Annotated in this window: 24 protein-coding genes; 8 read left to right on the top strand and 16 right to left on the bottom strand. The window is 63.8% G+C overall.

What is annotated here, in order from left to right; translation table 11 throughout:
- Positions 1–33 precede the first annotated feature (33 nt).
- From O0879_RS05495 to O0879_RS05475, 5 genes are read right to left on the bottom strand one after another with little or no spacing between them, the layout of a single operon-like run.
- Positions 34–912: an STM4011 family radical SAM protein gene (locus O0879_RS05495; RefSeq protein ID WP_289915196.1), complete on the bottom strand. Its 879-nt coding sequence runs from the start codon at positions 910–912 to the stop codon at positions 34–36.
- On the bottom strand, positions 906–2,285 hold the full coding sequence (locus tag O0879_RS05490) for an STM4012 family radical SAM protein (RefSeq protein ID WP_289915194.1): 1,380 nt from the start codon (positions 2,283–2,285) through the stop codon (positions 906–908). The genes O0879_RS05495 and O0879_RS05490 overlap by 7 nt, the downstream gene beginning before the upstream one ends.
- Complete coding sequence (locus tag O0879_RS05485) at positions 2,282–3,133, bottom strand: STM4013/SEN3800 family hydrolase (protein WP_289898091.1); 852 nt, start codon at positions 3,131–3,133, stop codon at positions 2,282–2,284. Before O0879_RS05485 ends, O0879_RS05490 begins: the two co-directional genes overlap by 4 nt.
- Complete coding sequence (locus O0879_RS05480) at positions 3,126–4,223, bottom strand: STM4014 family protein (protein WP_289915191.1); 1,098 nt, start codon at positions 4,221–4,223, stop codon at positions 3,126–3,128. The genes O0879_RS05485 and O0879_RS05480 overlap by 8 nt, the downstream gene beginning before the upstream one ends.
- A 15-nt stretch (positions 4,224–4,238) precedes the next feature.
- Entirely contained in the window at positions 4,239–5,165 is a 927-nt protein-coding gene (locus tag O0879_RS05475; protein ID WP_289915190.1) for an STM4015 family protein, read from the bottom strand.
- Positions 5,166–5,364: 199 nt separating this feature from the next.
- On the opposite strand from O0879_RS05475, the gene O0879_RS05470 reads away from it, so the two are divergent.
- Positions 5,365–6,462, top strand: coding sequence for a PEP-CTERM sorting domain-containing protein (locus O0879_RS05470; protein ID WP_289915188.1), 1,098 nt, complete (start codon positions 5,365–5,367; stop codon positions 6,460–6,462).
- 33 nt (positions 6,463–6,495) lie between these two features.
- Here the strand turns inward: O0879_RS05470 and O0879_RS05465 are convergent, their stop codons facing one another.
- Positions 6,496–7,071, bottom strand: a complete 576-nt coding sequence (locus O0879_RS05465; protein WP_077403922.1) for an XRE family transcriptional regulator — start codon at positions 7,069–7,071, stop codon at positions 6,496–6,498.
- Positions 7,072–7,292: 221 nt separating this feature from the next.
- Here O0879_RS05465 and kbl point away from each other — a divergent pair, with 221 nt between their 5' ends.
- The 3 genes from kbl (at position 7,293) to O0879_RS05450 (ending at position 11,073) form a co-directional block, all read left to right on the top strand.
- Positions 7,293–8,519 (top strand): glycine C-acetyltransferase, encoded by a 1,227-nt coding sequence (kbl, locus tag O0879_RS05460; RefSeq protein WP_289915186.1) that lies wholly within the window; start codon positions 7,293–7,295, stop codon positions 8,517–8,519.
- Positions 8,520–8,539: 20 nt separating this feature from the next.
- Positions 8,540–9,505, top strand: a complete 966-nt coding sequence (locus O0879_RS05455; protein ID WP_099664155.1) for an NAD-dependent epimerase/dehydratase family protein — start codon at positions 8,540–8,542, stop codon at positions 9,503–9,505.
- A 167-nt stretch (positions 9,506–9,672) separates the two neighbouring features.
- Complete coding sequence (locus O0879_RS05450) at positions 9,673–11,073, top strand: L-serine ammonia-lyase (RefSeq protein ID WP_289905150.1); 1,401 nt, start codon at positions 9,673–9,675, stop codon at positions 11,071–11,073.
- Positions 11,074–11,141: 68 nt separating this feature from the next.
- Here O0879_RS05450 and O0879_RS05445 read toward each other — a convergent pair whose 3' ends face one another.
- The 3 genes from O0879_RS05445 to O0879_RS05435 all read right to left on the bottom strand — a co-directional run bounded on the left by O0879_RS05445 (position 11,142) and on the right by O0879_RS05435 (position 13,961).
- Complete coding sequence (locus tag O0879_RS05445) at positions 11,142–11,882, bottom strand: AAA family ATPase (RefSeq protein ID WP_289915184.1); 741 nt, start codon at positions 11,880–11,882, stop codon at positions 11,142–11,144.
- Between the two features lie 95 nt (positions 11,883–11,977).
- Entirely contained in the window at positions 11,978–13,444 is a 1,467-nt protein-coding gene (locus O0879_RS05440) for a hypothetical protein (protein ID WP_289915181.1), read from the bottom strand.
- 55 nt (positions 13,445–13,499) lie between these two features.
- On the bottom strand, positions 13,500–13,961 hold the full coding sequence (locus O0879_RS05435) for a hypothetical protein (protein ID WP_289915179.1): 462 nt from the start codon (positions 13,959–13,961) through the stop codon (positions 13,500–13,502).
- Between the two features lie 171 nt (positions 13,962–14,132).
- Between O0879_RS05435 and thrC the strand changes: the two genes are divergently transcribed.
- The 3 genes from thrC to moaD are packed head-to-tail and all read left to right on the top strand — an operon-like array spanning position 14,133 to position 17,105.
- Positions 14,133–15,614, top strand: coding sequence for a threonine synthase (gene thrC, locus O0879_RS05430; protein ID WP_289915177.1), 1,482 nt, complete (start codon positions 14,133–14,135; stop codon positions 15,612–15,614).
- On the top strand, positions 15,614–16,840 hold the full coding sequence (gene glp / locus O0879_RS05425) for a gephyrin-like molybdotransferase Glp (protein WP_289915175.1): 1,227 nt from the start codon (positions 15,614–15,616) through the stop codon (positions 16,838–16,840). The genes thrC and glp overlap by 1 nt, the downstream gene beginning before the upstream one ends.
- Before the next feature lie 10 nt (positions 16,841–16,850).
- Positions 16,851–17,105 carry a molybdopterin converting factor subunit 1 gene (gene moaD / locus O0879_RS05420; RefSeq protein WP_289915174.1) on the top strand — a complete coding sequence of 85 codons (255 nt, stop codon included), beginning with the start codon at positions 16,851–16,853 and terminating at the stop codon, positions 17,103–17,105.
- Positions 17,106–17,152: 47 nt separating this feature from the next.
- Here the strand turns inward: moaD and O0879_RS05415 are convergent, their stop codons facing one another.
- Positions 17,153–17,395 carry a hypothetical protein gene (locus tag O0879_RS05415; RefSeq protein ID WP_289898082.1) on the bottom strand — a complete coding sequence of 81 codons (243 nt, stop codon included), beginning with the start codon at positions 17,393–17,395 and terminating at the stop codon, positions 17,153–17,155.
- 155 nt (positions 17,396–17,550) lie between these two features.
- Here O0879_RS05415 and O0879_RS05410 point away from each other — a divergent pair, with 155 nt between their 5' ends.
- Positions 17,551–18,792 (top strand): TIGR03862 family flavoprotein, encoded by a 1,242-nt coding sequence (locus O0879_RS05410; protein WP_289915171.1) that lies wholly within the window; start codon positions 17,551–17,553, stop codon positions 18,790–18,792.
- Positions 18,793–18,899: 107 nt separating this feature from the next.
- Here the strand turns inward: O0879_RS05410 and O0879_RS05405 are convergent, their stop codons facing one another.
- From O0879_RS05405 to hpnC, 6 genes are all read right to left on the bottom strand, one after another.
- Positions 18,900–19,706, bottom strand: coding sequence for a head GIN domain-containing protein (locus O0879_RS05405; protein WP_289905143.1), 807 nt, complete (start codon positions 19,704–19,706; stop codon positions 18,900–18,902).
- A 10-nt stretch (positions 19,707–19,716) separates the two neighbouring features.
- Complete coding sequence (locus O0879_RS05400; protein WP_251348914.1) at positions 19,717–20,505, bottom strand: DUF1700 domain-containing protein; 789 nt, start codon at positions 20,503–20,505, stop codon at positions 19,717–19,719.
- 19 nt (positions 20,506–20,524) lie between these two features.
- Entirely contained in the window at positions 20,525–20,680 is a 156-nt protein-coding gene (locus O0879_RS05395) for a hypothetical protein (protein WP_171985016.1), read from the bottom strand.
- A gap of 130 nt (positions 20,681–20,810) precedes the next feature.
- Entirely contained in the window at positions 20,811–22,190 is a 1,380-nt protein-coding gene (hpnE, locus tag O0879_RS05390) for a hydroxysqualene dehydroxylase HpnE (protein WP_289915169.1), read from the bottom strand.
- Complete coding sequence (hpnD, locus tag O0879_RS05385) at positions 22,183–23,016, bottom strand: presqualene diphosphate synthase HpnD (RefSeq protein WP_077403957.1); 834 nt, start codon at positions 23,014–23,016, stop codon at positions 22,183–22,185. The genes hpnE and hpnD overlap by 8 nt, the downstream gene beginning before the upstream one ends.
- Positions 23,017–23,062: 46 nt before the next feature.
- The gene (gene hpnC / locus O0879_RS05380; protein WP_099664145.1) at positions 23,063–23,944 is read right to left on the bottom strand and encodes a squalene synthase HpnC; all 882 of its coding nucleotides are present in this window, start codon (positions 23,942–23,944) and stop codon (positions 23,063–23,065) included.
- Between the last annotated feature and the right edge of the window lie 142 nt (positions 23,945–24,086).

Genomic DNA, 24,086 nt, shown 5'->3' with positions numbered 1-24,086 from the left:
GAAAAGCGCGGGTGCCGTTGGCCCGCGCTTTTTTTACGTCCGGTGCAAAGGCGCGATGCGCGCCAGCACGCCGTTGCCAAACGTGGACTGGAACGGCAAATCCTTGCGCTGCGCATAGCCGATATAGCAATCGCACTTGAAGCGGGGGCAGGATTTCTCTTGCAGCATGTCCGCCAGGTCGTCCGTGTACAGGTTGCCCAGGCGTTCGGGCACGAAATGGCAGCGCGCCAGCTCGCCGTCGCCATCGACGGACAGCGACGCCTCGCCCGCCAGGCACGGTTTATTGCGCGAGGGCGAAGGGCGCCGGTTTTGCGCGAACCACGGGTCGACGGCGTCCAGCCAGGCCAGGTCTTCCACCGCGTAGTAGCCGGGACCACGCCGGTCATAGGCGTTCAGCCACAGGTAGACGTGCGCGGGCAGGGCCGCGCGCAGGGCGCGGATGGCGTCCAGGTGCTCGTTCATCGCCACGACGCCGACGGAATAGCGCACGCCCATGGCGTCCAGGCGCGCGCAGCGTTCGAGAAAGCGGGCCAATGTCGTCTGGTCCGGGTGGTAGGTGCACCACAGGCCGATCTTTTCCAGCCCGTCCATCCCCTGCAGCCAGTTCAGGGGGCCGGACAGATTCGTTTGCAGCGCCACCTGGCGCACGTGCGGCAGTGCGGTCAGGGTTTGCATGGCCGCGCGGTAGTGGCGCCGCACCAGCGCTTCGCCCCAGGGGGTGAACAGCACGCCGATGGGGCGCGTTTGCCGCGCCACCCAGTCGGTGAAGCGGACAAGCTCGCGCGCATCGCGGGCCAGCGCGGCGCGGCTGTCGCGCTTCTTGGCAAACGGGCAGTAGCCGCAGGCGTAATTGCAGCTCGCCAGCGTGCCCCGGTACAGCAGGGACAGAGTGCCGGGCGGCGTTGTCAGCACGCCTGGCCCTCTTGCGCCATCAGCGCGCGCACCGTCTCGGAGGCCAGCCACGGGCCGATGGTGTCGGCATAGCTGTAGCCCCGGTCATTCAGGCGCAGCAGCGGACCATCCTCCTGCACCAGCTCCAGCGCGTGCAGTTCGGCCAGCTGCGGCAGATCCATCTCGCAGCGCGTGCCGAAGCGCGCCGTGTAGGCGTCGCGGTCCAGGCCCGGTTCCGTCAGCAGCGACTGGATCACGTAGCGCCGGCGCTGTTCTTCCTCGCCCAGCACGTAGCCGTGTTCCGCCTGCGCGAAGCGCACTTCATCCAGCGCCAGGTAGTTGTCGATGATGCCGATGGTTTCAGTTCTCGCCACCGCGTACTCGCTCGAATAATGCAGGCTGGCCGTGTAGGAGCGCGCGCCCGCGCCCAGGCCTACCATGCCGTCATTCTGGCAGCAGTACGAGGGACCGTTTTGTTCCGGCGCATGGGGAGCGCGGAACATGCGCATCGATACCTGCTCGTAGCCTTGCGCGCGCAAATGGTCGCGCGCGGCCGCGTACAGGGCCAGCCGGCTGTCGCCGTCCTGCGCCAGCATGATGGGGTTCAGCGTATCGGCGCCTTTGCGCCGCGCGATCTTGCCGAGGCCCGTCTGCTCGCGCACGTACAGCGGATACAGATAGATTTCCTCGGGCCGGAAGGCCAGCGCGCTGTCGATGGACGCCAGCAGGCTGGCGACGGTTTGCCCCGCGATGCCGTAGATCAGATCCAGGTTCAGGGTGGGAAAGCCGGCCGCGCGTATCAGGCCGATGGCGTGATGGACGGTGGCGTTTTGCTGGGGCCGCGCCAGCGCGCGCATCTCGCCGGCGGCAAAGCTCTGGATGCCCAGGCTGACGCGGTCGATGCCGTGCGCGCGGCAGACGGCCAGGCGCTCGGCCGTGATGGTTTCGGGCGACGCTTCGATGCCGGCCGGCGTGGCCTGCAAATCGATGCCGAGGATGTCGCGCGCGCCGGACAGCAAGGTGTCCAGCTGCGCCGGCGACAGATAGGTGGGCGTGCCGCCGCCCAGCGCGAAGCGGGCGAAGCGCCGTTCGCCCAGCGCGCCGTTGAGCGCGCGCATCTGCACCAGCACTTGCCGCACGTAGCGTTCGACCATGTCGGCGCCGGGGCGGGCCATGGCGAACAGGTTGCAAAAGCCGCAGCGCATCTCGCAAAACGGAATATGGATGTACGCGAACAGGGCGGAGCGGTCTTGCCGCGCCCACAGGGGCGCCAGCGGCGCCGCCTGCGGCAAGGCGCGGTAGGCCGCCTTGTGCGGATACGAATACGAATACGCCTGATAGGGCGTGTGGCGCATGCGTTGCGCCAGGGTGCCAGGTTGTTCGGCTGGGTTCACGGTGGGGACTCCTTGGGAGGTGTATCGGGGGCGATGAAGAAGTGCGCATACGGCACGTTCCACACGCTGTCGTGGGCGATGCGGTGGCCGCGGTAGCCATCTTCGCCATAGGCGCTGCCGTGATCCGAGCAGACGATGGCGAACGTGGGCGCGCGCGCGGCGCAGGCGGCAAACAGGGGCGCCAGCGCGCCATCCACATAGCGCAGCGCCGCCGCATGGCTGTCCAGGCAATCGGCGCGGCAGCCGGGCAGGTAGGCGCGGTTCGGCGTGTGCAGGGCGGCCACGTTGATGAACAAAAAAGTGCGCTGATCGCCATCCGCCAGGCGGGCTAGGGCCAGCGCCACCTGCTTTTGCGTCGAATGGCGGCTGGCCACGCCCATGCCCGCGCTCCAGTGGCTTTCCTGGAACAGCGACGGCAGCACCGTGCCCAGCGCCGTTTGCTTGTTGAAGAAGCCCACGCCGCCGATGCAGATGGTGCGGTAGCCGCGTGCGGCCAGTGCGGCGGGAAGGTCGGCTTCGGCGAAGGCGAACGTGTGCTTTGACGTCGTTTCGCTGCCCGCAAACGCGCTGGCGAACAGGCGCGGATGACGGCCCGGCGCGGCCGGCGTGGGCAAAAAGCCCGCGAAGAAGGCCTGGTGCGCCGCATAGGTGAACGTGGCGGGCGAGTGGCGCCGTTCCCAGCCGCCCGGCGGTAAAAAACGCCCCAGCACGGGCAACTCGCCTGCCTCGTACAGGGCTTGCGCCACGTCAAAGCGCAGGGTGTCGAGCGTGAGGAAGACGATATCGTGGCTGCCGACGATGGCGTGCATGTCGGGGATGGCCGGTGTGTCCGGTGTATCTTTAAGCATGTGTCAGTTGCGTCAGTTGCGCCGCATAGGTGTCCGCGCCTTGCCACAGCAGGCCTGGTAGCAGGTCGCCGAAGGCGTTCGCTTCCAGCAAGTGGGCCTGGCCCTGGCGCACGACGAGGTCGTAGCCCGTCACGTGGCTGGCGGGGAAGGCGCGCGCGGCCTGGGCGGCAGCCGCTTCCAGCGCCGCCAGGTCGGCTGCGTTCAAGAGGCCGGATGCCTCGCCGCGCCGGTTGTCGAGGTGCAGATTCGTCATCATGTGCTGTCCGATGCGCGCCACCCGGTGTGCGGGCTGGCCCGCCAGGGTCACGACGCGCAGGTCGTAGTGGCTGTCGCCGCAGCGCGGCTTGTTCAGCCACGTTTCCGCATACAGTTCCTGGGCGGCCAGCGCGTCGACGAGGGCGGCGATGTCGTGCTGCGTGTCATAGCGCGCCATGCGCTTGACATTGAACAGGCGCGCCGCGCCATCCCCATGCTGCAGGGCGGCCGAGGTGGTGGCTTGCTGGCGTCCTGCCTTGTTCCTGCGGTAGGCGACGACGCCGGACGCGGACGAGCCGTAGCGCGGCTTCAGATACACGCGGTCGAGGTCATGCTGGCGCAGCAGCGCTTGCAGGTGTTCGTAGCCATGCACGGGGCCGAGCAGGGCGGGAATGGCGATGCCGTGCGCGGCCAGGTGGTGCTGGCAGGCCAGCTTGTCCGTCATGCGGACAATCTCGGTCGGCGCATTGAAGACGCGTATGTGCGGCAAGGCCGCCAGTTGCCCCGCCAGGTCTTGCATGGCACTGGAAAAGCCCGCAAACCACGCATCCATGGCCAGCAGTTCGCCATGTTCGGGCGCCTCGACGAGGGGACGGTCCAGCAAACGGCAGCCCGCCTGCAGCAAGAGAAAATGGGCGGCGGGATCGTCGCCGGGCGGTTCGATCTTCAACAGGCCGGGCTGGCGCAAGGCGTCTGCCAGCAGCGCCGGCCGCGCCAGCCAGTCGCGCCATTCCAGCACCTGCGCGGGCGGCAGGCGCAGTTGCGCGCGCGCCGTCTGCATCAGGCGCACGCGCTTGCTGCCGGCGCTGGCCAGCAGGGTGAGGGGTGTAGCCAAAGGAAAAGACTCCGCTTATTCGCCCACGGCCACGTAGCGGTAGCTTTCGCCGTCGTCTTCGTCCGCTTCCTGCGGGTCGTCCAGCACCACTTCGAAGGGCAGCGCCTTCAGCTTGGCCTGGTTTTCCTCGGAAATGTAGTGGTGCGACAGGTCCAGGCGTTTCAGCTTGCCCAGCTGCGTGTGATTGAGCACGGCCACGGCGCCCAGGTCGCCGATGGTGCCCAGCGACAGGTCGAGCGTGTCGAGCTGCGCCACCAGCGGCTCTTCCGCCAGCCAGACGGCCAGGTCGTCGGCGATTTCCGCGTCGCGCAAGCCCAGGTAGCGCAGGGTCGGCACGGTCAGCTGCGCCAGCACCTTGCGGTACAGGTCGACGTCGCCCGAGAAGCCGTATTCCTCGGTGCCCAGCCACAGTTCCAGGTGTTCCAGCTGCGGCATGCTCGATTGCGCCAGCGCTTCGGCGATCTTTTGATCGAGGCCGCCCGTTTCGATGGTGAAGCGGCGCAGGTGCTGATGCGCGAACGGTTCGATGACGAGCTCATTGCCGCCGCGGATGCGCAATTCTTCCAGCTGCGGGAAGGCGTCCAGCAGGGGCTTGTAGCTGCCTTGCACGATCCACGAGATTTCGCATTCCTCGTACGTCATGTCGCCGATGAACAGGGCGCGCACATTGGGCAGTTGCGGCGCGTGAGCGATCAGCGCGGCGATCACTTCGTCGGCGCCCGATTCGTACGGATCGCCCCACATGCCGATGATCAGCGCCTCAAGCGCATTCTTGTCGCTTTTTTCCAGGAAGCCGGCGATCAGGTCTGGCATCTTGCGCTTGTCGTCGTATTCGAGCGACAAACGGTAGACGATGTCGGGCGAGGCGTCGAAGGGCAGGTCCGGGTCGTACTGGACGACTTTCTTGTTGTGGAAGGTGGTGGTGCTGTCGGAAATCGTCATCGGTAAGGCTCCATGAAGGGCAGTGGAAATCTTGTCTAGTCCGAAATCTTAGCATGGGCATAAGGGCTTATTGCACACTGCTGGCCCCTGCAATGGGAGCCATTAATGCCTATTTTGCATCAAAGTTATCAAAAAGGTTTACCTTTTTCATATTGTCGATTATCTTATTAATTTTATTGGAAAATTGACAATGAAACCGATGCATAAAACCCTGTGTTTCTTGCTGTTGAGCGCTGCGACAACGACGGCGTTTGCACAAATCCTGCCTGCACCTGCACCGATTTTCTCTTCGACAACATTTGCGCTCCCCTCGACTGGCCGTTTGCAGTGGGGCGGCATCACGGCGCTGGGCGAACTGTATGGCTATGTTCAGCTGAATGGCGTGGACATGTGGTACGGCACCTCAGGCTCGGCAGTGACGGCCGTGCCTGCGGCTCAGGCAACGAATATGCTGCGTGGCGGCAATATTGCAGGAGACTTGCTGCTGCGCTCCACCGCCGCCGATGGCACCTTGCACATGCAACTGCAGTCGGGCAACACCCTGACGTCGCTGGATATTCCCGGCCAGGTGTCGTGGGGCGGTCAAGTTAATGCGTCGGGGAAAGTCGCGTTTGGCGCCACCGTGGTCGACAGCCAGACCAAGGCCAGCAGCACCAACGCCTATCTGTACGATTCCGCATCGGGCATTACTCCCCTCGGTACGCTGGGCGGCGCCTGGAGTGGTGTTTCAGCAATCAATGATCATGGGGTCATCGTCGGCAACTCCTTGACGGCCGGCGGCAAGCAGCACGGTTATCTCTATGAGAATGGTGTGATGAGAGACATCACGCCCACGATCAGAGACGCCGAGGTGAATATGCGAGGGATTAACAATGCTGGAGAAATCGTGTTCAACCAGTACTTCCGCAATGCCCCCTGGCCGGTTCCCTACCGCGCCTTCAAGATGGTGGACGGCAGCTGGAGCGGGATCAACTCCATGTCGGAAGCGCTCGGGATCGATGGCAAAGGGAACGTGGTGGGCATCAGCCTTTCAGGTGCGGAATCCATTATCAATATGAATGGCAACACCTATATGCTGGCCGACCTGGTCGATGGCATGGAAGGCTGGCGCAATCTGCAAGTCAATGGCATCAACGAGGCTGGCCAGATCGCCGCCAGCCGCTGCAACGACCGCTTTTGTGAAGTGATCCGCCTCGACCCGCTCAGCGCCGTGCCGGAGCCTGAAACCTATGGCATGTTGCTGGGTGGCCTGGCATTGCTCGGCTTTGTCAGCAGAAGACGTCAGCGCCAGGCCTGACGCCGGAGCCGTACGCCGCGTTGCTGGTGGCCACTAGCGGTGGATCACCACCAGCAGCGCTTTTCCTTCCGTCTTGCCCAGGTTGCGTATCGTATGCGGCAAGTCCGCCGGATACCTGGCCGTGCCGCCATTCTTGACCTTTTTCTTCGCCGTTCCCACTTCCAGTTCCAGGTTGCCATGGATCACCGTCAAATGCTCGGTGGTACCCGGATCGTGCGGCTGCGACGCCAGTTCGCCGCCCGGCGCCAGGGTCACCTCATACCATTCATATTTGCCGGCCAGTTCCATCGGCCCCAGGATGCGCAGCACGTAGCCCGCGTGGTCGCCGGGCAGGGTGGGGGTTTCGTGGGCGTCCGTGATGCGGATGGTTTCCACGGCTTTTTCCGCGCTGGACAGCAATTCGCCGATCTGCACGCCCAGGGCGTTGGCCAGGCGCCACGTGATGGCGATGGTGGGATTGGCCTTTTCGCGCTCGATCTGCGACAGCATGGACTTCGAGACGCCCGCGATGCGCGACAAATCCTCCAGTGTCAGGCCGCGCGCAAGGCGCAGCCGTTGCAGGGTGGCGCCCACTTCGGGCGGAGAATTGGTCGAAACGCTGGTTTTCATCGGCAGGTGGCTTGCAAAGTTCAAAAGGCTTGGGTAATATCCACTATATTGAATTTCAGTTCGAAATAGTGGATTTTGAGGAAAAACACGGAAACGTGTAGACTTCAAACAGCGCTTCACGGTACAGCATTGTGCGCGCACCGGTCAAGCGGACGCTTTTCCCTATGGCAACTGAGCTCACCCGGATAGCACACATACAACAGGGACACACAAGGATCATCATGAGCGAGCAAGCGAAGAACACCTTTTTCAGCGGTCTGCAACAGAATCTCGATCAACTGCGCCAACAGGGCTTGTACAAGCCCGAGCGCGTGATCGCCTCGCGCCAGGGCGCCGAAGTGGTGTGCGACGATGGCCGTACCCTGATCAATATGTGTGCGAACAACTACCTGGGCCTGTCCGGCGACGTGCAGACGCAGGAAGCGTCTATTGCCGCCACGCAAAAGTATGGCTACGGCCTGTCGTCCGTGCGCTTCATCTGCGGCACGCAAACCGTGCATAAAGAACTGGAACAGGCCATCTCCAGCTTCCTGGGCACCGAGGACACGATTTTGTACGCGGCCGCATTCGACGCCAACGGCGGCGTGTTCGAGCCCCTGTTCGATGAAAACGACGCCATCATCTCGGATGCGCTGAACCACGCTTCCATCATCGACGGCATCCGCCTGTGCAAGGCTGGCCGCTACCGCTACGCCCACAACGACATGGCCGACCTGGAAGTGCAGCTGAAAGCGGCCGTCGCCGCCGGCAAGCGCCATAAAGTCATCGTCACGGACGGCGTATTCTCGATGGATGGCACGATCGCGCAACTCGACAAGATCTGCGACCTGGCCGACCAGTACGGCGCGCTGGTGATGATCGACGAATGCCACGCTTCCGGTTTCATGGGCGCGACGGGCCGCGGCACGCACGAACACCACAATGTGATGGGCCGCATCGACATCATCACGGGCACCCTGGGCAAGGCCCTGGGCGGCGCCATGGGCGGTTTCACGTCGGCACGCAAGGAAGTCATCGACACCCTGCGCCAGAAATCGCGCCCTTATCTGTTCTCGAACACCCTGGCGCCATCGATCGCCGGCGCCTCGCTGTCGGTACTGGAGCGCCTGGCCAAGTCGACGGAACTGCGCGACCGCCTGCATGAAAACACGGCTTTCTTCCGCAGCGAGATCGAACGCATCGGCTTCACCATCAAGCCGGGCACCCATCCCGTCGTTCCCGTGATGCTGTTCGACGCTCCCGTGGCGCAGAAATTCGCCGCCCGCCTGTATGAACTGGGCGTGCTGGTGACGGGCTTCTTCTACCCGGTCGTGCCGATGGGCCAGGCCCGGGTGCGCGTGCAGCTGTCGGCCGCCCACACCCGCGAACAGCTGGTGCAAGTGCTGGCCGCCTTCGAGCAGGCTGGCAAGGAACTCGGTTTGCTGACCGCCACGACCACTACCAACTAACAAGAATTCAGGAAAATAGCATGGAACGCATCTTAGTCATTGGCGCAAACGGCCAAATCGGTAGTGAACTGGTGGGCGCACTGGCGCAGCAGCACGGCGCGGACAACGTCATCGCCAGCGACATCGGCACGAATAATCTGTACCAGGCCAAGCGCTATGCGCAATTGAATGTGCTGGACAAGGACGGCCTGGCGAAGATCATCGCCGACGAAGGCATCACCCAGGTGTACCAGCTGGCGGCCATGCTGTCGGCCACGGGCGAAGCGGCGCCTTTGAAGGCGTGGAGCCTGAACATGGACGGCTTGCTCAATATCCTGGAACTGGCGCGCGAGCGGGGCGAAGCGGGCAAGCCGCTGCGCATCTTCTGGCCGTCGTCGATCGCCGCCTTCGGCCCGAACACGCCGCAGGTGAACACGCCGCAAATGACGGTGATGGACCCGACGTCGATGTACGGCATCAGCAAGCTGGCCGGCGAGCGCCTGTGCGAGTACTACTTCAACAAGTACGGCGTCGACGTGCGCAGCATCCGCTACCCGGGCATCATCAGCTACAAATCGCCTCCGGGCGGCGGCACCACCGATTACGCCATTGCCATCTTCCATGCGGCCTTGCGCGGCGAGCGCTATGACTGCTTCCTCGATGCGAACACCACCTTGCCGATGATTTACATGCCCGACGCCATCCGCGCCACCATCGAACTGATGGACGCGCCTGTGGCCCAAATCAAGATCCGCTCCTCGTACAACGTGGCCGGCGTGTCGTTCAACCCCGAGCAGCTGGCCAAGGCCATCGTGCGCATGGTCCCGGACTTCAAGATCAGCTACAAACCGGACAGCCGCCAGGCCATCGCCGACAGCTGGCCGCAAAGCCTGGACGACAGCAAGGCCAGCGCCGACTGGGGCTGGAAGGCGCAGATCGGCGTCGAGCAGATGGTCACGGACATGCTGGCCAATGTCGATGTGGGCCATGCGGCCAAGGCTGCCTGAATCCAGCAAAATCGCACGCTTGGCAAAACCGTAGCGAGCGGATGGGAGTTGTGGCAGAGAAGCGCAGCTGTGCGGATGCACAGTGAGCATCGCAGGCCGCAAATCGCGACGCGCAGTAGGTTTGCCAGGCGTTCTAAAACAGCACTACTATAAAAAAGAGACATTCTATGGACATGAGCGTATTTGACCTGTTTAAGATCGGCATCGGGCCGTCGAGTTCCCATACTGTGGGGCCGATGGTGGCGGCGCGGCGTTTTCTGGTCGAATACGGTCCGCTGGACCAGGTAGTGGGCGTCGAGGCGGCCCTGTATGGCTCGCTGGCGCTGACGGGCGTGGGCCATGCGACGGACAAGGCCGTCATTCTGGGCTTGATGGGCGAGACGCCGCAAGACGTGGCGCCCGATGCCGTCGACAGCAAGCTGGCCGCCATCGAGGCGGCCGGTGAAATCGCCTTGCTGGGCACGCACGTGGTGCCATTCACGGCCGCCACGGGCTTGATCTGGCACAAGAGCGAATCCCTGCCTGAACATCCGAACGGCATGCGCTTTACCCTGAAACTGGCGGATGGCAGCCGCGTCGACAAAGTGTATTACTCGATCGGCGGCGGCTTTATCCGCGAAGCGGGCGAGGCCCAGGCCGAGGCGGCCGTGGAGTCGGCCGCCAGCGCGCGGGTCGTCTTCCCCTTCGATACCATGGAGCAGTTGCTGGCGCACGGCGTGGAAAGCGGCCTGTCGATCCCGGAAATGCTGCGCGCGAACGAATGCGTCAAGCGCAGCGACGATGAATTGAACGAGGGCCTGGACCGTATCTGGCACGTCATGCGCGACTGCATCGCGCACGGCCTGGAAACGACGGGCAACCTGCCGGGCGGCTTGAACGTGAAGCGCCGCGCCGCGAAATTGTGGCGATTGGCGCAGGAAGCGAAAGCATCCGACAACCGCGCCAACGACTTGCCGCACGACGCCGTGCACCTGGTCAGCCTGTACGCGATGGCCGTCAACGAGGAAAACGCGGCGGGCGGCCGCGTGGTGACGGCGCCGACCAACGGCGCCGCCGGCATCATCCCGGCCGTGCTGCGCTACTACGCGCAGGATTGCCGTCCCAGCGATCCGGTCGGCGGCGTGCGCCGCTTCATGCTGACGGCGGCCGCCATCGGCATGTTGTGCAAGCGCAATGCCTCGATCTCGGGCGCCGAAGTGGGTTGCCAGGGTGAAGTGGGCGTGGCGTGCGCCATGGCGGCGGCCGGCCTGGTGGCGGCACTGGGCGGCACCAATGAGCAAATCGAGAATGCGGCCGAAATCGGCATCGAGCACCACCTGGGCATGACGTGCGACCCGATCGGCGGCCTGGTGCAGATTCCCTGCATCGAGCGCAACGGCATGGGCGCCGTGAAAGCCATCACGGCCGCCTCGCTGGCGCTGAAGGGCGACGGCACGCACTTCGTCAGCCTCGACGAAGTCATCGAAACCATGCGCCAGACGGGCGCGGACATGCAGGACAAGTACAAGGAAACGTCGCTGGGCGGGCTGGCAGTTCATGTCATTACCGTGAACCACGCCGCTTGCTGAGGGCGACGTCCCGTACGATTCCCTAACATCGTGTATGTCGGCTTGCCGCAGTGCGCAATCCGGCAGCTTTACTCCTCCTCAAACAGCTGCTCCAGCCTTCTCGGATAGTTATTCAGGAAATCGCGCGTCACGGCGTAGTGTTCCGTGTCTTCATACGCCACTTCGTGGATGCCGCCGCCCGTAAAACTGAGGATTTTCGCATTCGGGTAGGCCAGCAGGATGGGCGAATGGGTGGCGATGATCAATTGCGAGTCGTCCTGCACCAGCTGGTGGATCACGGACAATGCTGCCATCTGGCGGCTGGGCGACAGGGCCGCCTCGGGTTCGTCCAGCAGGTACAAGCCTTTTCCCTGCAGCTTGTTGATCAGGGTGGCCATGAACGCTTCGCCGTGCGATTGCGCGTGCAGCGACTTGCCGCCGTAGCTGGCCAGGTATTCCGGCATGTCGTCCATGTAGGTGGCGACGTTGAAAAAGCTTTCGGCGCGCAGGAAATAGCTGTCCTCGGGTTTTTTATAACTCTTGCTCAGGCGTAAGTGCGCGTGCAAGCCCGATTCCTCATCCGACGGCAGGGCGATGCGCACGTTGCGCGTGCCGCCATCCTTGCCGAAACCGAGGGCCACGGCCAGCGCTTCGAGCATGGTCGACTTGCCGCTGCCATTCTCGCCCACGAAAAACGTCACGTCGCGATGAAAGTCCATGTGCACGAAGTCGCGGATGGCGGGAATGGTGAACGGATAGTGGTCAAGGTCGACGACGGCGTCAGGGCGCAGCGCGGCGCTTTGCAAATACGGTTTTTTACTCAGCGACATGGCCGGTTCCATGAATGACCCGGAGGCGGGCCGACGGGTACCAGTGTGGCGCAAATCCGGCGCACGCGCCAGCACGCGCGCCGGATTTTTTGATATTACAGGTCGTTCAGGCAGTTGCCGAAGTAGTCGTTAAAAAATGCTGTGGGTGCACCATTCTTGTCGAGCAAGCCAAAATGTCTACCGACATTGAGGCCTACACGATACAAAGTGTCGGCCGAGTTTTCTGTTCCGGCATAGCCTCGCTCCATCAATAATGCTTCGCGGGCATTATCCGTTAGGTGGGCAACTCGTCCTGCAAGCAGTGCGTCAAAAAGACAAATGTGTTCGCGTTCGTCACTTTCCTTGTACGCATCTTTACTGCCGACAGCCATGTATAGGCCAGCTTCGCCACCAGCGCTGATGCACTCCAGGTCAGCAACTGATCGTTCATGGAGGCCGAATTCGCCCTTTGCCAAGGGAAAACAATAGCTGTTTGCACTACTTTCCTTCAGCGTCTTTGTTTTATAGTTGTTCGTAAGCCATTTGGAAAACGCGGAAGAGCTTGGCTGGCCGCCCTGGCGACGATAGGCGGTATAGTAAGTGAGTACGGTCGAAAAAGGGTGGCCGCTAGGTACGGCTCCGAATGTTCCTGATTTGGCTACCGCCGGCATCGTGGCTGCAACCGTATCTGCTGGACCAAAACACCGCAAGTCATACCCCAGCATGAACAAACTCGCTTCGAAGGCATGGCAGCGGGCGGCCATGTCGGCGCTGTCCGCCTTGAACCAGTCGCACTTTTCCAGCACGGCGCGCAGGAGCCAGCCCAGCTTGACCTGCCACTGCGCCCAGTCCTGGCACGACACGGCCTTGCCAAAGAATTGCGGTGCGCCGGCAAAGCCGCTGTCGATACCCTTGGGATTGCGGATCTGCTTGCCGCGCGCGGCGCCCGAGGGGAAGGCCAGCCAGTGTTTCTTTGCCAGTTTGGCGCCTGCCTGGCTGCGGTACTGCGCATACAGCATGGCCATGGCCGCGCCCACGCGGCTGTCGTAGATGGGCGAGCCGCTGTCATCAAACAGGGCGTGGATCTTGGTCAGACCCGCGTCGAAGCGCTCCACGCTGTCCGTATCGAGCGCATCGAGCGGCGCATCCGAGTCGAGCGACATGAATGGCGCCAGGCGCGTGAAGTAGGCGGCCAGGCGGCCTTGCGCGTGCAGGCGCTTCAGGAAGACGATGGCGCCGCGCACGCCGCCCCATTCGAGGATGGCCAGGCAGGCCGCCAGCGCCTGGTCTTCATCCTGCCGCGCGATGGCGTCCTTCAGCCAGCCGCGCAGCAGCCCCAGCGAGGCGGTCGTCTCGCGCCAGTTGCCCGAGACGACCGCCTTGCCGCGCGCATCGGTCCAGCGGGTGTTCCACACATAGTGCCCCAGCACCGCTTCCAGCCCCGTCGCCTGCACGTCCAGGCCGCCCGGCACGAAGCGGCTGCGCGCCATCTTCAGCTGAAAGCGCTTGACCGGCAGTTCGGCCGCCAGCCAGTCGATAAAACCGCGTACATCGTCCTGCTTGAGAAAATCGTCACGCTTCATGTGGCATTCCTGTTCATTGCTAAGTTGTGAAAGTGGGGGCAAAACGGATGCGGGGCTACAAATCTTGCGCCCAGCGGTCCCAGAAGCCGGGTTCGTCGTGGGCCGCGTTCTGCATGGCGAGATCAAGGGTGAGCAGGTAGAAGCGCACGCCCGAGTGGCGCATGCTGCCATCCGCATGTTCGAGATAGTCGCGCAGCTGGCAATATGCGGGCAGCGTGTCGTCATGCGGCAGCTCGAAGCAGATCTGGCCGCGCCACGACGAAAAGCCCGACAGCTCGGCGTAGGGACCGCAAGGCTGCCAGGCGATGGCATGCGCGTCCAGCCAGTCGAGCATGCTGCTGCGGACAAGGTCCTCGTCATGGCGGTAGCGGCGCGACTCTTCGTGGCTTTTCGGGTGGAACTCCAGGTACAGCACGTCACGCTGGCGCTGGCGCGCGATGGCGTCGATATGGTCGATGAGCTGTGGCATGGTCGTCATGGGCAGGGTTGGCGCCCGCTTGGTCTGGAAAGCGGCCATGATACAGTTGCCGTGCGACAAGGTGTGTCGTTTGGCAACAGTCGCCGCTCGTATCAGGACGGCGGCGCCCGGGCAAATGCCACGCGATTCGCCTTGGACTGCGGCTGGCACTATAATATCCGCTGCCATTCATGATCAACCGCACTCAGCTCAACTGGACTCTTCAAATCTATGCACTACGTGTCTACCCGCGCTGATAAAGCGCCAATGAATCCGCAGCAATTCTCCGACATCCTCCTGGGCGGCCTGGCCCCCGATGGCGGACTGTATCTCCCTGAACACTACCCGCAAGTCACTGGTGCCGAGCTGAACGCCTGGCGCACATTGTCGTATGCCGACCTGGCCTACGAAATCCTGAAGAAGTTCGCCACCGATATCCCGGCCGCGGACCTGAAGGCGCTGACGGCGAAAACCTATACCAAGGCAGTCTACAAGAACGCCCGCGCCGGCGAAAACGCGGCCGACATCACGCCGCTGCGCGTGCTCGAAGAAAACGTCGTCAAGGGCGGATCGACCACCCTGATGCTGCAGGCCCTGTCGAACGGCCCGACCCTGGCCTTCAAGGACATGGCCATGCAGCTGCTGGGCAACCTGTTCGAATACACGCTGGCCAAGCACGACGCCGAACTCAATATCTTCGGCGCCACGTCGGGCGACACGGGCAGCGCGGCCGAGTACGCGATGCGCGGCAAGAAGGGCATCCGCGTCTTCATGTTGTCGCCGCACAAGAAAATGAGCGCGTTCCAGACGGCGCAGATGTTCAGCCTGCAAGACCCGAACATCTACAATATCGCCGTCGAAGGCGTGTTCGACGATTGCCAGGACATGGTCAAGGCAGTGTCGAACGACTTGCCGTTCAAGGCGAAGCAAAAGATCGGCACCGTCAATTCCATCAACTGGGCAAGAGTCGTGGCGCAGGTCGTGTATTACTTCCGCGGCTACCTGGCGGCCACCACCAGCAACGAGCAGAAAGTGTCGTTCACGGTGCCGTCTGGCAACTTTGGCAATATCTGCGCCGGCCACATCGCCCGCATGATGGGGCTGCCCATCTCGAAACTGGTGGCCGCGACGAATGAAAACGACGTGCTCGACGAATTCTTCCGCACGGGCGTCTACCGCGTGCGCAAGTCCGCCGAAACGTACCACACGAGCAGCCCGTCGATGGATATCTCGAAAGCGTCGAACTTCGAGCGCTTCGTCTACGACCTGGTGGGCCGCGACAGCGGGCGCGTGCGCGCGCTGTTCATGAAAGTGGAAACGCACGGCGGCTTCGACTTGTCCGGCAAGCCGGGCAGCGATGGCGACGAGTTCAAGCTGGTGGCCAAATATGGCTTCAAGTCGGGCAAGTCCACGCACCAGGACCGCCTCGACACCATCCGCGACGTGGCCGACGACTATGGCATCACCATCGACACGCACACGGCCGACGGCATCAAGGTGGCGCGCGAGCACCTGGAGCCGAACGTGCCGATGATCGTGCTGGAAACGGCGCTGGCGGCGAAGTTCAACGAAACCATCCTCGAAGCGCTGGGCGTGGACGCGGAACGCCCGGCCGGCTTCGAGAACATCGAAGACTTGCCGCAAAAGTTCGTCGTGATGGATGTGGACGTGGAAAAAATGAAGGCGTACATCGCCGCCAATACGGGACTGTGATGACAGACGCGAGCACTGTACGTAAACCCATGCTGTCGGTGGCCGAGGCGCAAGCCTTCATGCTGGGCGCGGCGCGCCCGGTGGCCGACGTGGAGCTGGTCGACACCATGCGCGCCAACGGCCGCGTGCTGGCCAGCGCGCAGACGTCGACCCTGAACGTGCCCGAGCGCGACAACACGCAGATGGATGGCTACGCCGTGCGCGCGCAGGATTGCGCCAGCGGCGCGGCCAGCCTGCCCGTGTCGCAGCGCATCGCGGCCGGCCACGTGGGCCAGCCTTTGCAAGCGGGGACGGCGGCGCGCATCTTCACGGGCGCCCTGATCCCGGACGGCGCCGATTGCGTCGTGATGCAGGAGCAGTGCACCTTGCTTGATGGCGTGGTGACGGTCAATCACGTGCCGCACGCCGGCGAATGGGTGCGGCGCCAGGGCGAGGATATCCGCGCCGGCGGCGAGATCCTCGGTGCCGGCCGGCGCCTGCGCAGCCAGGAAATGGGCCTGGCCGCCTCGGTGGGCCTGGCGCAAGTACCGGTGCTGCGCAAGCTGCGCGTGGCTGTGTTCTTTACGGGCGACGAGCTGGCCATGCCCGGCGAGCCTTTGGCGCCGGGCGCCGTCTACAACTCGAACCGGTTTACCTTGCGCGGCTTGCTGGAAAATCTGGGCTGCGAGATCACGGACCTGGGCATCGTGCCCGACAGCCTGGAAGCGACGCGCGCCGTGCTGCGCCAGGCGGCCCAGGGCAATGATTTGATCATCACCTCGGGCGGCGTGTCCGTGGGCGAGGAAGACCATATCAAGCCGGCCGTGGAAGCGGAAGGGCGGCTGAACATGTGGCAGATCGCCGTCAAGCCGGGCAAGCCGCTGGCGTTTGGCGAAGTGCAGGACGCGTTCTTTGTCGGCTTGCCCGGCAATCCCGTCTCCAGCTTCGTCACGTTTTTGCTGTTCGTGCGCCCGTTCATCTTGCGCCTGCAGGGCGTGGCGGGGAGCCTGGCGCCGCGCAGCTACAAGCTGCCGGCCGCGTTTGAACGCCTGAAGGCGGACAAGCGCAACGAATTCCTGCGCGCCAAGGTCAATGACGAGGGCGAGCTGGAACTGTTCGCCAACCAGAGTTCGGGCGTGCTGACGTCCACCGTGTGGGGCGACGGCTTGATCGATTGCCCGCCGGGGCTGTCGATCGCGCGCGGCGACATGCTGCGGTTTATCCCGTTTAACGAATTGCTGTACTAAGGAAGTCTTGATGAAGATCAATCTGCGATTTTTTGCCAGCGTGCGCGAGCTGGTGGGCACGGGCCAGGAAGCGCTGGAAGTGGCCGGGCCGCTGACGGTGGGCGAGGTGCGGGCCCTGCTGATCGCCCGTGGCGGCAACTGGGAACATGCGCTGGCGCAGGGCCGCGCGCTGCGCATGGCGCATAATCAGGTGATGTGCGATGCCGATACCGTGACAGGCGACGGCGACGAAGTGGCGTTCTTCCCGCCCGTGACGGGCGGCTGATCCCGCTCGCCAAATGAAACGGCCACTTCATCGAAGTGGCCGTTTTTTCATGGCGTCTTGGTTTTCGGCTTGCTGGCCGTGGTATCGCCGCAGGTGGCGCAGGCGATGGCTTTCTTGTAGCGCCAGTATTTCGAGCCGATGAAGATGGCTGACGCCACCAGCGACCAGGCCAGCGCGCTGAGGATGTCGGCGCGGCTGGTGGTGCCCTTGCTGTACTCGACCACCGTCAGGATGATGAATAAAATCGAACTGGCCAGCAAATAACGGGAAATCCAGAATCCTGCGCCCATGTGTTTCTCCTCTTGTCGTCGCGTTGTCTCGTGAAGTCGAAGTGCCGATCGCTGCAGCATGTCCGCGCAGTATGCATCATTTTTCGGCCTTCTTGCCATCCGCCGGCCTTATCTCGACTAAAATGCCGGGGTTTTCACCGTCTTTCCAGCTCGCCATGACCCAAACCAGTTCCCCTCCGTTTCACATCGCCGTCATCGGCGGCGGCCCCGCCGGCCTGATGGCCGCCCAGGCGGCCACCGACCAGGGAGCCAGGGTGGAGCTGTTCGACGCCATGCCGTCCGTCGGCCGCAAATTCCTGCTGGCGGGGCGGGGCGGCATGAATATCACGCATGCGGAAGGCTACCAGGCCTTTGTCTCGCGCTACGCCAGGCAAGCGCACCGGGTGAAACCGGCGCTGGACCAGTTTGGCCCGCAAAAGGTGCGCGACTGGGTGCACGGCCTGGGCGTGGAAACCTTTGTCGGCTCCTCGAACCGCGTCTTCCCGACCGACATGAAGGCGGCGCCCTTGCTGCGCGCGTGGCTGCACCGCCTGCGCGAAGCGGGCGTGCAATTTCACATGCGCCACCGCTGGACGGGCTGGCAAGATGGCCAGCTGGCCTTCGCCACGCCGGACGGCGAACGGCTATTCGCTTTCGACGCCGTGATCCTGGCGCTGGGCGGCGGCAGCTGGGCGCGGCTGGGATCGGATGGCGCCTGGGTGCCGCTGCTGCAAGGGCGCGGCGTGGCCGTGACGCCCCTGGCGCCGGCCAATTGCGGCTTCGACGTGGACTGGAGCGAGTATTTCCGCAGCCGTCATGCGGGCGAGCCGCTGACCACCGTGGCCATCACGGCGCGCGACATCGATGGCTTGACGATCAAGCGCCAGGGCCAGTTCGTCATCACGGCGGGCGGCGTCGAGGGTAGCCTGATCTACGCGCTGTCGGCCGCGCTGCGCGAGCAGATCGCCGCCGAGGGCAGCACCACCATCTGGCTCGACCTGGCGCCCGACCACAGTCATGAACGCGTGTTCGAAGAAGTGACGCGCCCGCGCGGCGCCCGCTCCATGTCCAGCCACCTGAACAGCCGCCTGGGCATCAAGGGCGTGAAATCGGGCTTGCTGCGCGAATGCCTGAGCGCGGCCGACTTTGCCGACGAAGCCAAGCTGGCCGCCGCCATCAAGCTGCTGCCAGTCACCTTGCAGCGTCCGCGCCCCATCGATGAAGCCATCAGCAGCGCCGGCGGCGTGGACTTCGAAGGCATCGATGGCAGCATGCTGCGTGCCATGCCGGGCGTGTTCCTGGCGGGGGAAATGCTGGACTGGGAAGCGCCGACGGGCGGCTACCTGCTGACGGCCTGCCTGGCGCAAGGCAAGGCGGCCGGCGAGCAGGCCGTGGCATGGCTGGAAGAGAATTCTTGAAATCACAACGGCATTGAATCGTTGGCGCCACGACGCCGCTCACCATCGTAGCGAGCAGCGCCAGCTGCAAATCGCGCCGCGCAGTCGATTGTGAGCGGTTGTCCTCATCAGTGCCAGATGATGTCGCCCGAGCCGCTCTTCTGCGTCTCGCGCTGGCGCGGGTTGCCGTGGACGTGGATGTCGCCACTGCCGCGCACGGTCAGGTTGGCGGCGTCGCGCACGAAGACGGTGCTCGTGCCCGAGCCTTGCAGGCTGACGCTGGCCTTGTCGGCGGCCAGGTGCTCGGCATCGATGTCGCCTGAACCGCTGAGGTCGGCGCGCAGGAATTTCGTGTTGCCGCTGGCGGCGATGCGCCCGGAGCCCACCATTTCCAGCACCACGCTGTCGCTGTTGCCGGCATTGATGTCGAGGTCGCCACTGCCGTTGACGGTGGCTTGTACCTGCTTGTAGCGTCCCGTGAAACTGACGTCGCCGGAACCCGTCAATTCCAGGATGAAACTGTCGCCGGAAAAGCCCGTGATCTTGCTGTCGCCATTGCCGTGCACTTCAACGCGCACGAGGGCCGGCAGCACCAGTTCCACCTGCAGCGGCTGGCGATGGTGGAACAGCATGCCTTTCGGGCCGATATGCACGGTCGTGCCATCCTGCGTGGTGTCGACGTTCGACAGCAAACGCTGTTCGCCGCTGACCTTCAGCGATGGCGTGGCGCCACGGCGCAGCACCAGATCGATGGGGCCGGCCAGGTCGATGCTGGTGATGTCGGCGGAAATCGGGCGCGTTTCGCTGCGCACGGCGCGGCCGGCAGCGCTGCTGGGATTGCTGATTCCCTTGGCGCGCAGCGCCGCATACGACATGGCGATCAGGACCAGTGCCAGCAAGAGCATGGACAGGCCAACTTTGAGCAAGCGTTTCATGGCAGCCTTTCTAGTGACCTTTGAGCAGGGAAACATTCATGGCAACGTAGCGCTTGATGCCGATCAAGGTATAGCGCGTTACGACCAGACTGAGCAGGAAGATGGCGATGCCGCCGAGCAGCATGCCCACGCCGAACACGGTTTGCGTGGTGCGCGCATCGCGGTCCATGTCGGTGGAGATGCGGATGCCGCCGCCGGCCAGCGCTTCGGCCCGTTCCATCATGCGCGACGAGGCGCCCGGTGCCTCGGGTGCGGACTCGGCTTTGACGGGGCCGGGCACGTGGTCGACTTCGATGCCCGTGTCGCCGATGGTGATGCGCGTTTCGCGCCGTTCGCCGCCTTCGCCGCCGTCATCGTCATGGATGAAGACGTGGCGCAGGGGGCCGTCGAGCACCAGTTCGTTGGCGCCGGACAAGCCGCTGGCCGTGATGGCGATGCCGGCCAGGTAAAAGCTCAGGCCGACGGCGTACAGGGTGGCCAGCAGGGCCGCGTAGACGGCGGCAGGCACGACCATGAACAGGTTGAAGATGGCCAGGCCCACCAGCGAGACAAGCAGGCGCAGCAGGTTGACGGGCGTTTTCTTTTGCTCGAAAGCCTGGCGATGGGTGCTGCTGCGCAAGGTGAGGGCGATTTTTTTCGGGTCGCCCAGGTCATCGGCGATTTCGTGCTCGCTGCGGCCGGCCGCAGCGCCTTCGATGAAGGTCTGTTCGTAATAATCGAGGGTCTTGGCCACCAGGTCCGGTGGCAAGCCTGCCAGTGCGCGCCGCAGCGCGTCGAGATAATCTTGCTTGTTCATCATATTCTTCCTGTCCGCCGCTTCAGCCCATGGCCGGCAGCAACATGCTTGCCTGGCTCAGCAGCAACGGTGCCTGTGGCGCCTGCTGTACCTGCATGACGATCAAGGTGGCCAGCACCACACCCGCCAGCAGCGCCAGGGCTTTCAAGCTGTTTTTCAAGTGCAAGGTGGTGTGCATGGTATTCCCCGTGGCATGGCCGTTGTCGATGATCAGACTGTACCCAAGCGCACGCGAGCGCACCAGCGCGGTGCGACAGAATGCAATTTCGCGGGGGCGAGCGACGCCAGGGGAGGATGCACCGTCAAGTCTACTTTGCCGCCTTGCCCGTGGTGACGACCTTGGCCGCCGCCACGCCGCTGCGCACGGCCGCCTCGATGGTGGCCGGATAGTCTTGCGTGCGGTCGTCATTCGCCGTGTAGTCGCCGGCCAGCAGCAGGCCCGGCACGCCGCTGGCGTTGCCGGGGCGCGCCAGGTCCGGCGTGCAGGCGAACGTGGCGCGCTTTTCCGTGATCAGCTGGGTCCACAGGGGCTGGGCCAGGGCAGGGCGCTGCAACACCTGCGCCAGCTGCGCCGCGATGGCTTGCGCCAGCGGCCCGTGGCCTTGCTCGGCGGCAGGGCCGGAGGCGCTGATGACGACGGCCAGCAAGCCGGCCTGTTTGCTGTCGAGCTGGCCCCGGTCGAAGACGAACTGGCCCCAGTGCCGGTTCGCCGGCGTATCGACGAGGGCGTAGAACGGCAAGTCCAGGCGCACCGAGGCGTCGTATTGCAGGTAGCAGGTGCTGATCGCTTCCGGCGTGAAGGCTTGCATTTTGGTAATAACGTCATCGAGGCGCGCGTCCTGCAAGCCTTGCAGCAGGCCGGCCGCTTGCACGGACGAGGTGGCGACGATGACGCCGTCAAAGATTTCTCCATCGTCGACGCCGTCATCGAGTCGCCAGCGGCCGTCGGGCAGCGCCTGCAGGGCGGCCACCTTGGCGCCCGTGCGCACTGCGCCGCCATGTTGTTCCACATAGCGGGCGGCCGCGTCGGGCAAGACACTGCTCAGGTCCGCCTTCGGGACCAGCATGTCGGAGGCGCGGCGGCGGCTGGCGCCCAGGCTGTCGCGCAGCACGTTGAGGAAGACGCGGGCCGAGGCGCGCTCGGGCGGGGTATTCAGGGCGGCCAGGCACAGCGGGTGCCACATCAGCCGGTTCAGTCGGTCCGTCTGGTCGAAGCGCTGCAGCAATTCGCTGACCGTGCAATCGTTGTACAGTTGCCAACCCATCGTCCGCATGGCGGTGGAAAAGCGCATCAGGGCCAGTTTGTCGGCGCGCAATAATCCCGTGGCGCGCAGCAGGGCCCAGACCAGGTGCAGCGGCGCGGGCAGGCGGGGCGCGATGAAATCCATGCCCCCGGAGCCGGCCGGATAGCGCATCTGCAGGGGCAGCGTGAGGATCAGTTCGTCCGGGTCTTGCCCCGCCAGCTTGATCAGGCGCAAGGTTTCCGTGTAGGCGCCCAGCAAGATATGCTGGCCGTTGTCGAGCACGGTATTCTCTCTCTCGACGCGGCGCGCGCGTCCGCCCAAGGTGCGCGCCGCCTCGAATACGGTCACCGGGTGACCGGCACGCGCCAGTTCCATGGCCGCCGCGCAACCGGCCCAGCCGGCGCCGATGACGGCGTAGCGTTGCTTCACGATAGGCTTAGCCACGAACCCAGGTCTTCCAGGCCAGCCACAGTTTGCGGATCGGCGTGAGCGAGATGCGCTGTTTCAGCACGTGGTAGCCGTCGCGCTCGACTTCGTTGAGCAGGGTGCGGTAGATGGCGGCCATGATCAGCCCCGGACGCTGGGCGCGGCGATCCTCGGCCGGCAACAGCGCGAAGGCTTCGTCATACGCCTTTTGCGCGCGCGCCACCTGGAAACGCATGAGGTTTTCAAAGTTTTCGCTGTGGCGCGCGTTCAGCAAGTCGGCCGCCGTCACATTGAATTGCTGCAATTCGCTGATCGGCAGATAGATGCGCCCCTTGCGCGCATCTTCGCCCACGTCGCGGATGATGTTGGTCAGCTGGAAGGCGTGGCCCAGTTTTTCCGCGTACAGCAGGGTTTCCGGGCGGGTCGCGCCAAAGATGCTGGCTGACAAGATACCCACCACGCTGGCCACATGCCAGCAATAGCGGCTCATGGCCTGGTAATCGAGGTAGCGGGTCTGGTTCAAGTCCATTTCCATGCCGTCGATGATGGCCTGCAAATGCTTTTCTTCCAGTTGATACACGGCCAGATGCGGTTCCAGCGCGCGCATCACGGGATGCGTGGGGATGCCCTCGTACATGGCCTTGACTTCCTTGCGCCACCAGACCAGCTTGGTGCGTGCCACGGCTTCGTCCGTGCATTCATCGACCGTGTCATCGACTTCGCGGCAGAAGGCGTACAGGGCCGTGATGGCCTTGCGGCGCTCGGCGGGCAGGAACAGGAAGCTGTAGTAGAAGCTGGAGCCGCTCTGGGCGGCCTTTTGTTGGCAGTATTCGTCGGGAGACATAGTCAAAAGAGCAAGGGTTGCAGATCGAAGCCGCTATTCTATCGTCTTACAGAGTGGGCGACGGGGGAAAAGCCGTTTTTACTTGTGTCTCTTGATGCAAGCTTTTGCGCGACATGCGCAGGGCGCGCCAGAAAATGATCAGCCAGTCGCGTTTCTCCAGCTTGGGACGGCGGCGGAACACGTCGTAATTGACGGCTTCGATGCATTCGAGGATGCGCAAGCCGCCTTGCACCACCAGGCGCAATTCCCAGCCGATGCGCCCGCGCAAGCGCAGGGCCAGCGGCGCGCCGGACAGCATCAGGGCGCGCGTGCGGGCCACTTCGAAGCGCATCAGGGCGCTCCACTTGCCGTGTGCCTCGGGCCGCTCGAAGGCGGCGGCGGAGACGGCAAAGCGGCTCAAGTCTTCCATCGGCAGGTAGATGCGCTCTTTTTGCTGGTCGATGGCAACGTCTTGCAAGAAATTAATTAGTTGCAAAGCTGAACATATCGCATCGGAATCGCGTACATTCTGTTCATCGGCCGCGCCATACAGGTGCAGCATCAGCAGCCCCACGGGGTTGGCCGAGCGGGCGCAGTAATCGAGCACATCGTCATAACTGGCGTAGCGCGTCGTTTCCACATCCTGTTTAAATGCCGACAGCAGATCGTAGAACGGCTTCAGCGGCAGCTGGTGTTTGGCGATGACGGCGGCCAGGCGCTCGAACATGGCGGCGTTCTCGCCGGCATGGCCTTCGTGGCGGTCCATGCGGCCCAGTGCTTCTTCATAGGCGTGCAGGGCCGCCAGGCGCTCGGCCGGCGTGGCGTCGCCCTCATCGGCCAGGTCGTCGGCGCTGCGGGCGAAGGCATAGATGGCTTCGACGGCGGGCACCAGGCGGCGCGGCAGTAAAAATGATGCAACAGGAAAATTTTCGTAATGGTCTACAGGCATGAACACACTTCTCTAGTCTTGCGTTTGTCCGGCACCCTCACACGCTGGAATGGGGTCGGACGTTGTACGTCTCAAGATTAATGACGCAAAAGTCACTAAAAACTTTTACGCACGATTATAATTAATAACCAGAAAGTCATTA

It is taken from the genome of Janthinobacterium sp. SUN120, from assembly GCF_030397735.1.
In the GTDB taxonomy this organism is placed as follows: Bacteria; Pseudomonadota; Gammaproteobacteria; order Burkholderiales; family Burkholderiaceae_D; genus Janthinobacterium; species Janthinobacterium kumbetense.
Note: the sequence above shows the minus strand (reverse complement) of the source record. Positions and strands in the feature narration are given on the sequence as shown.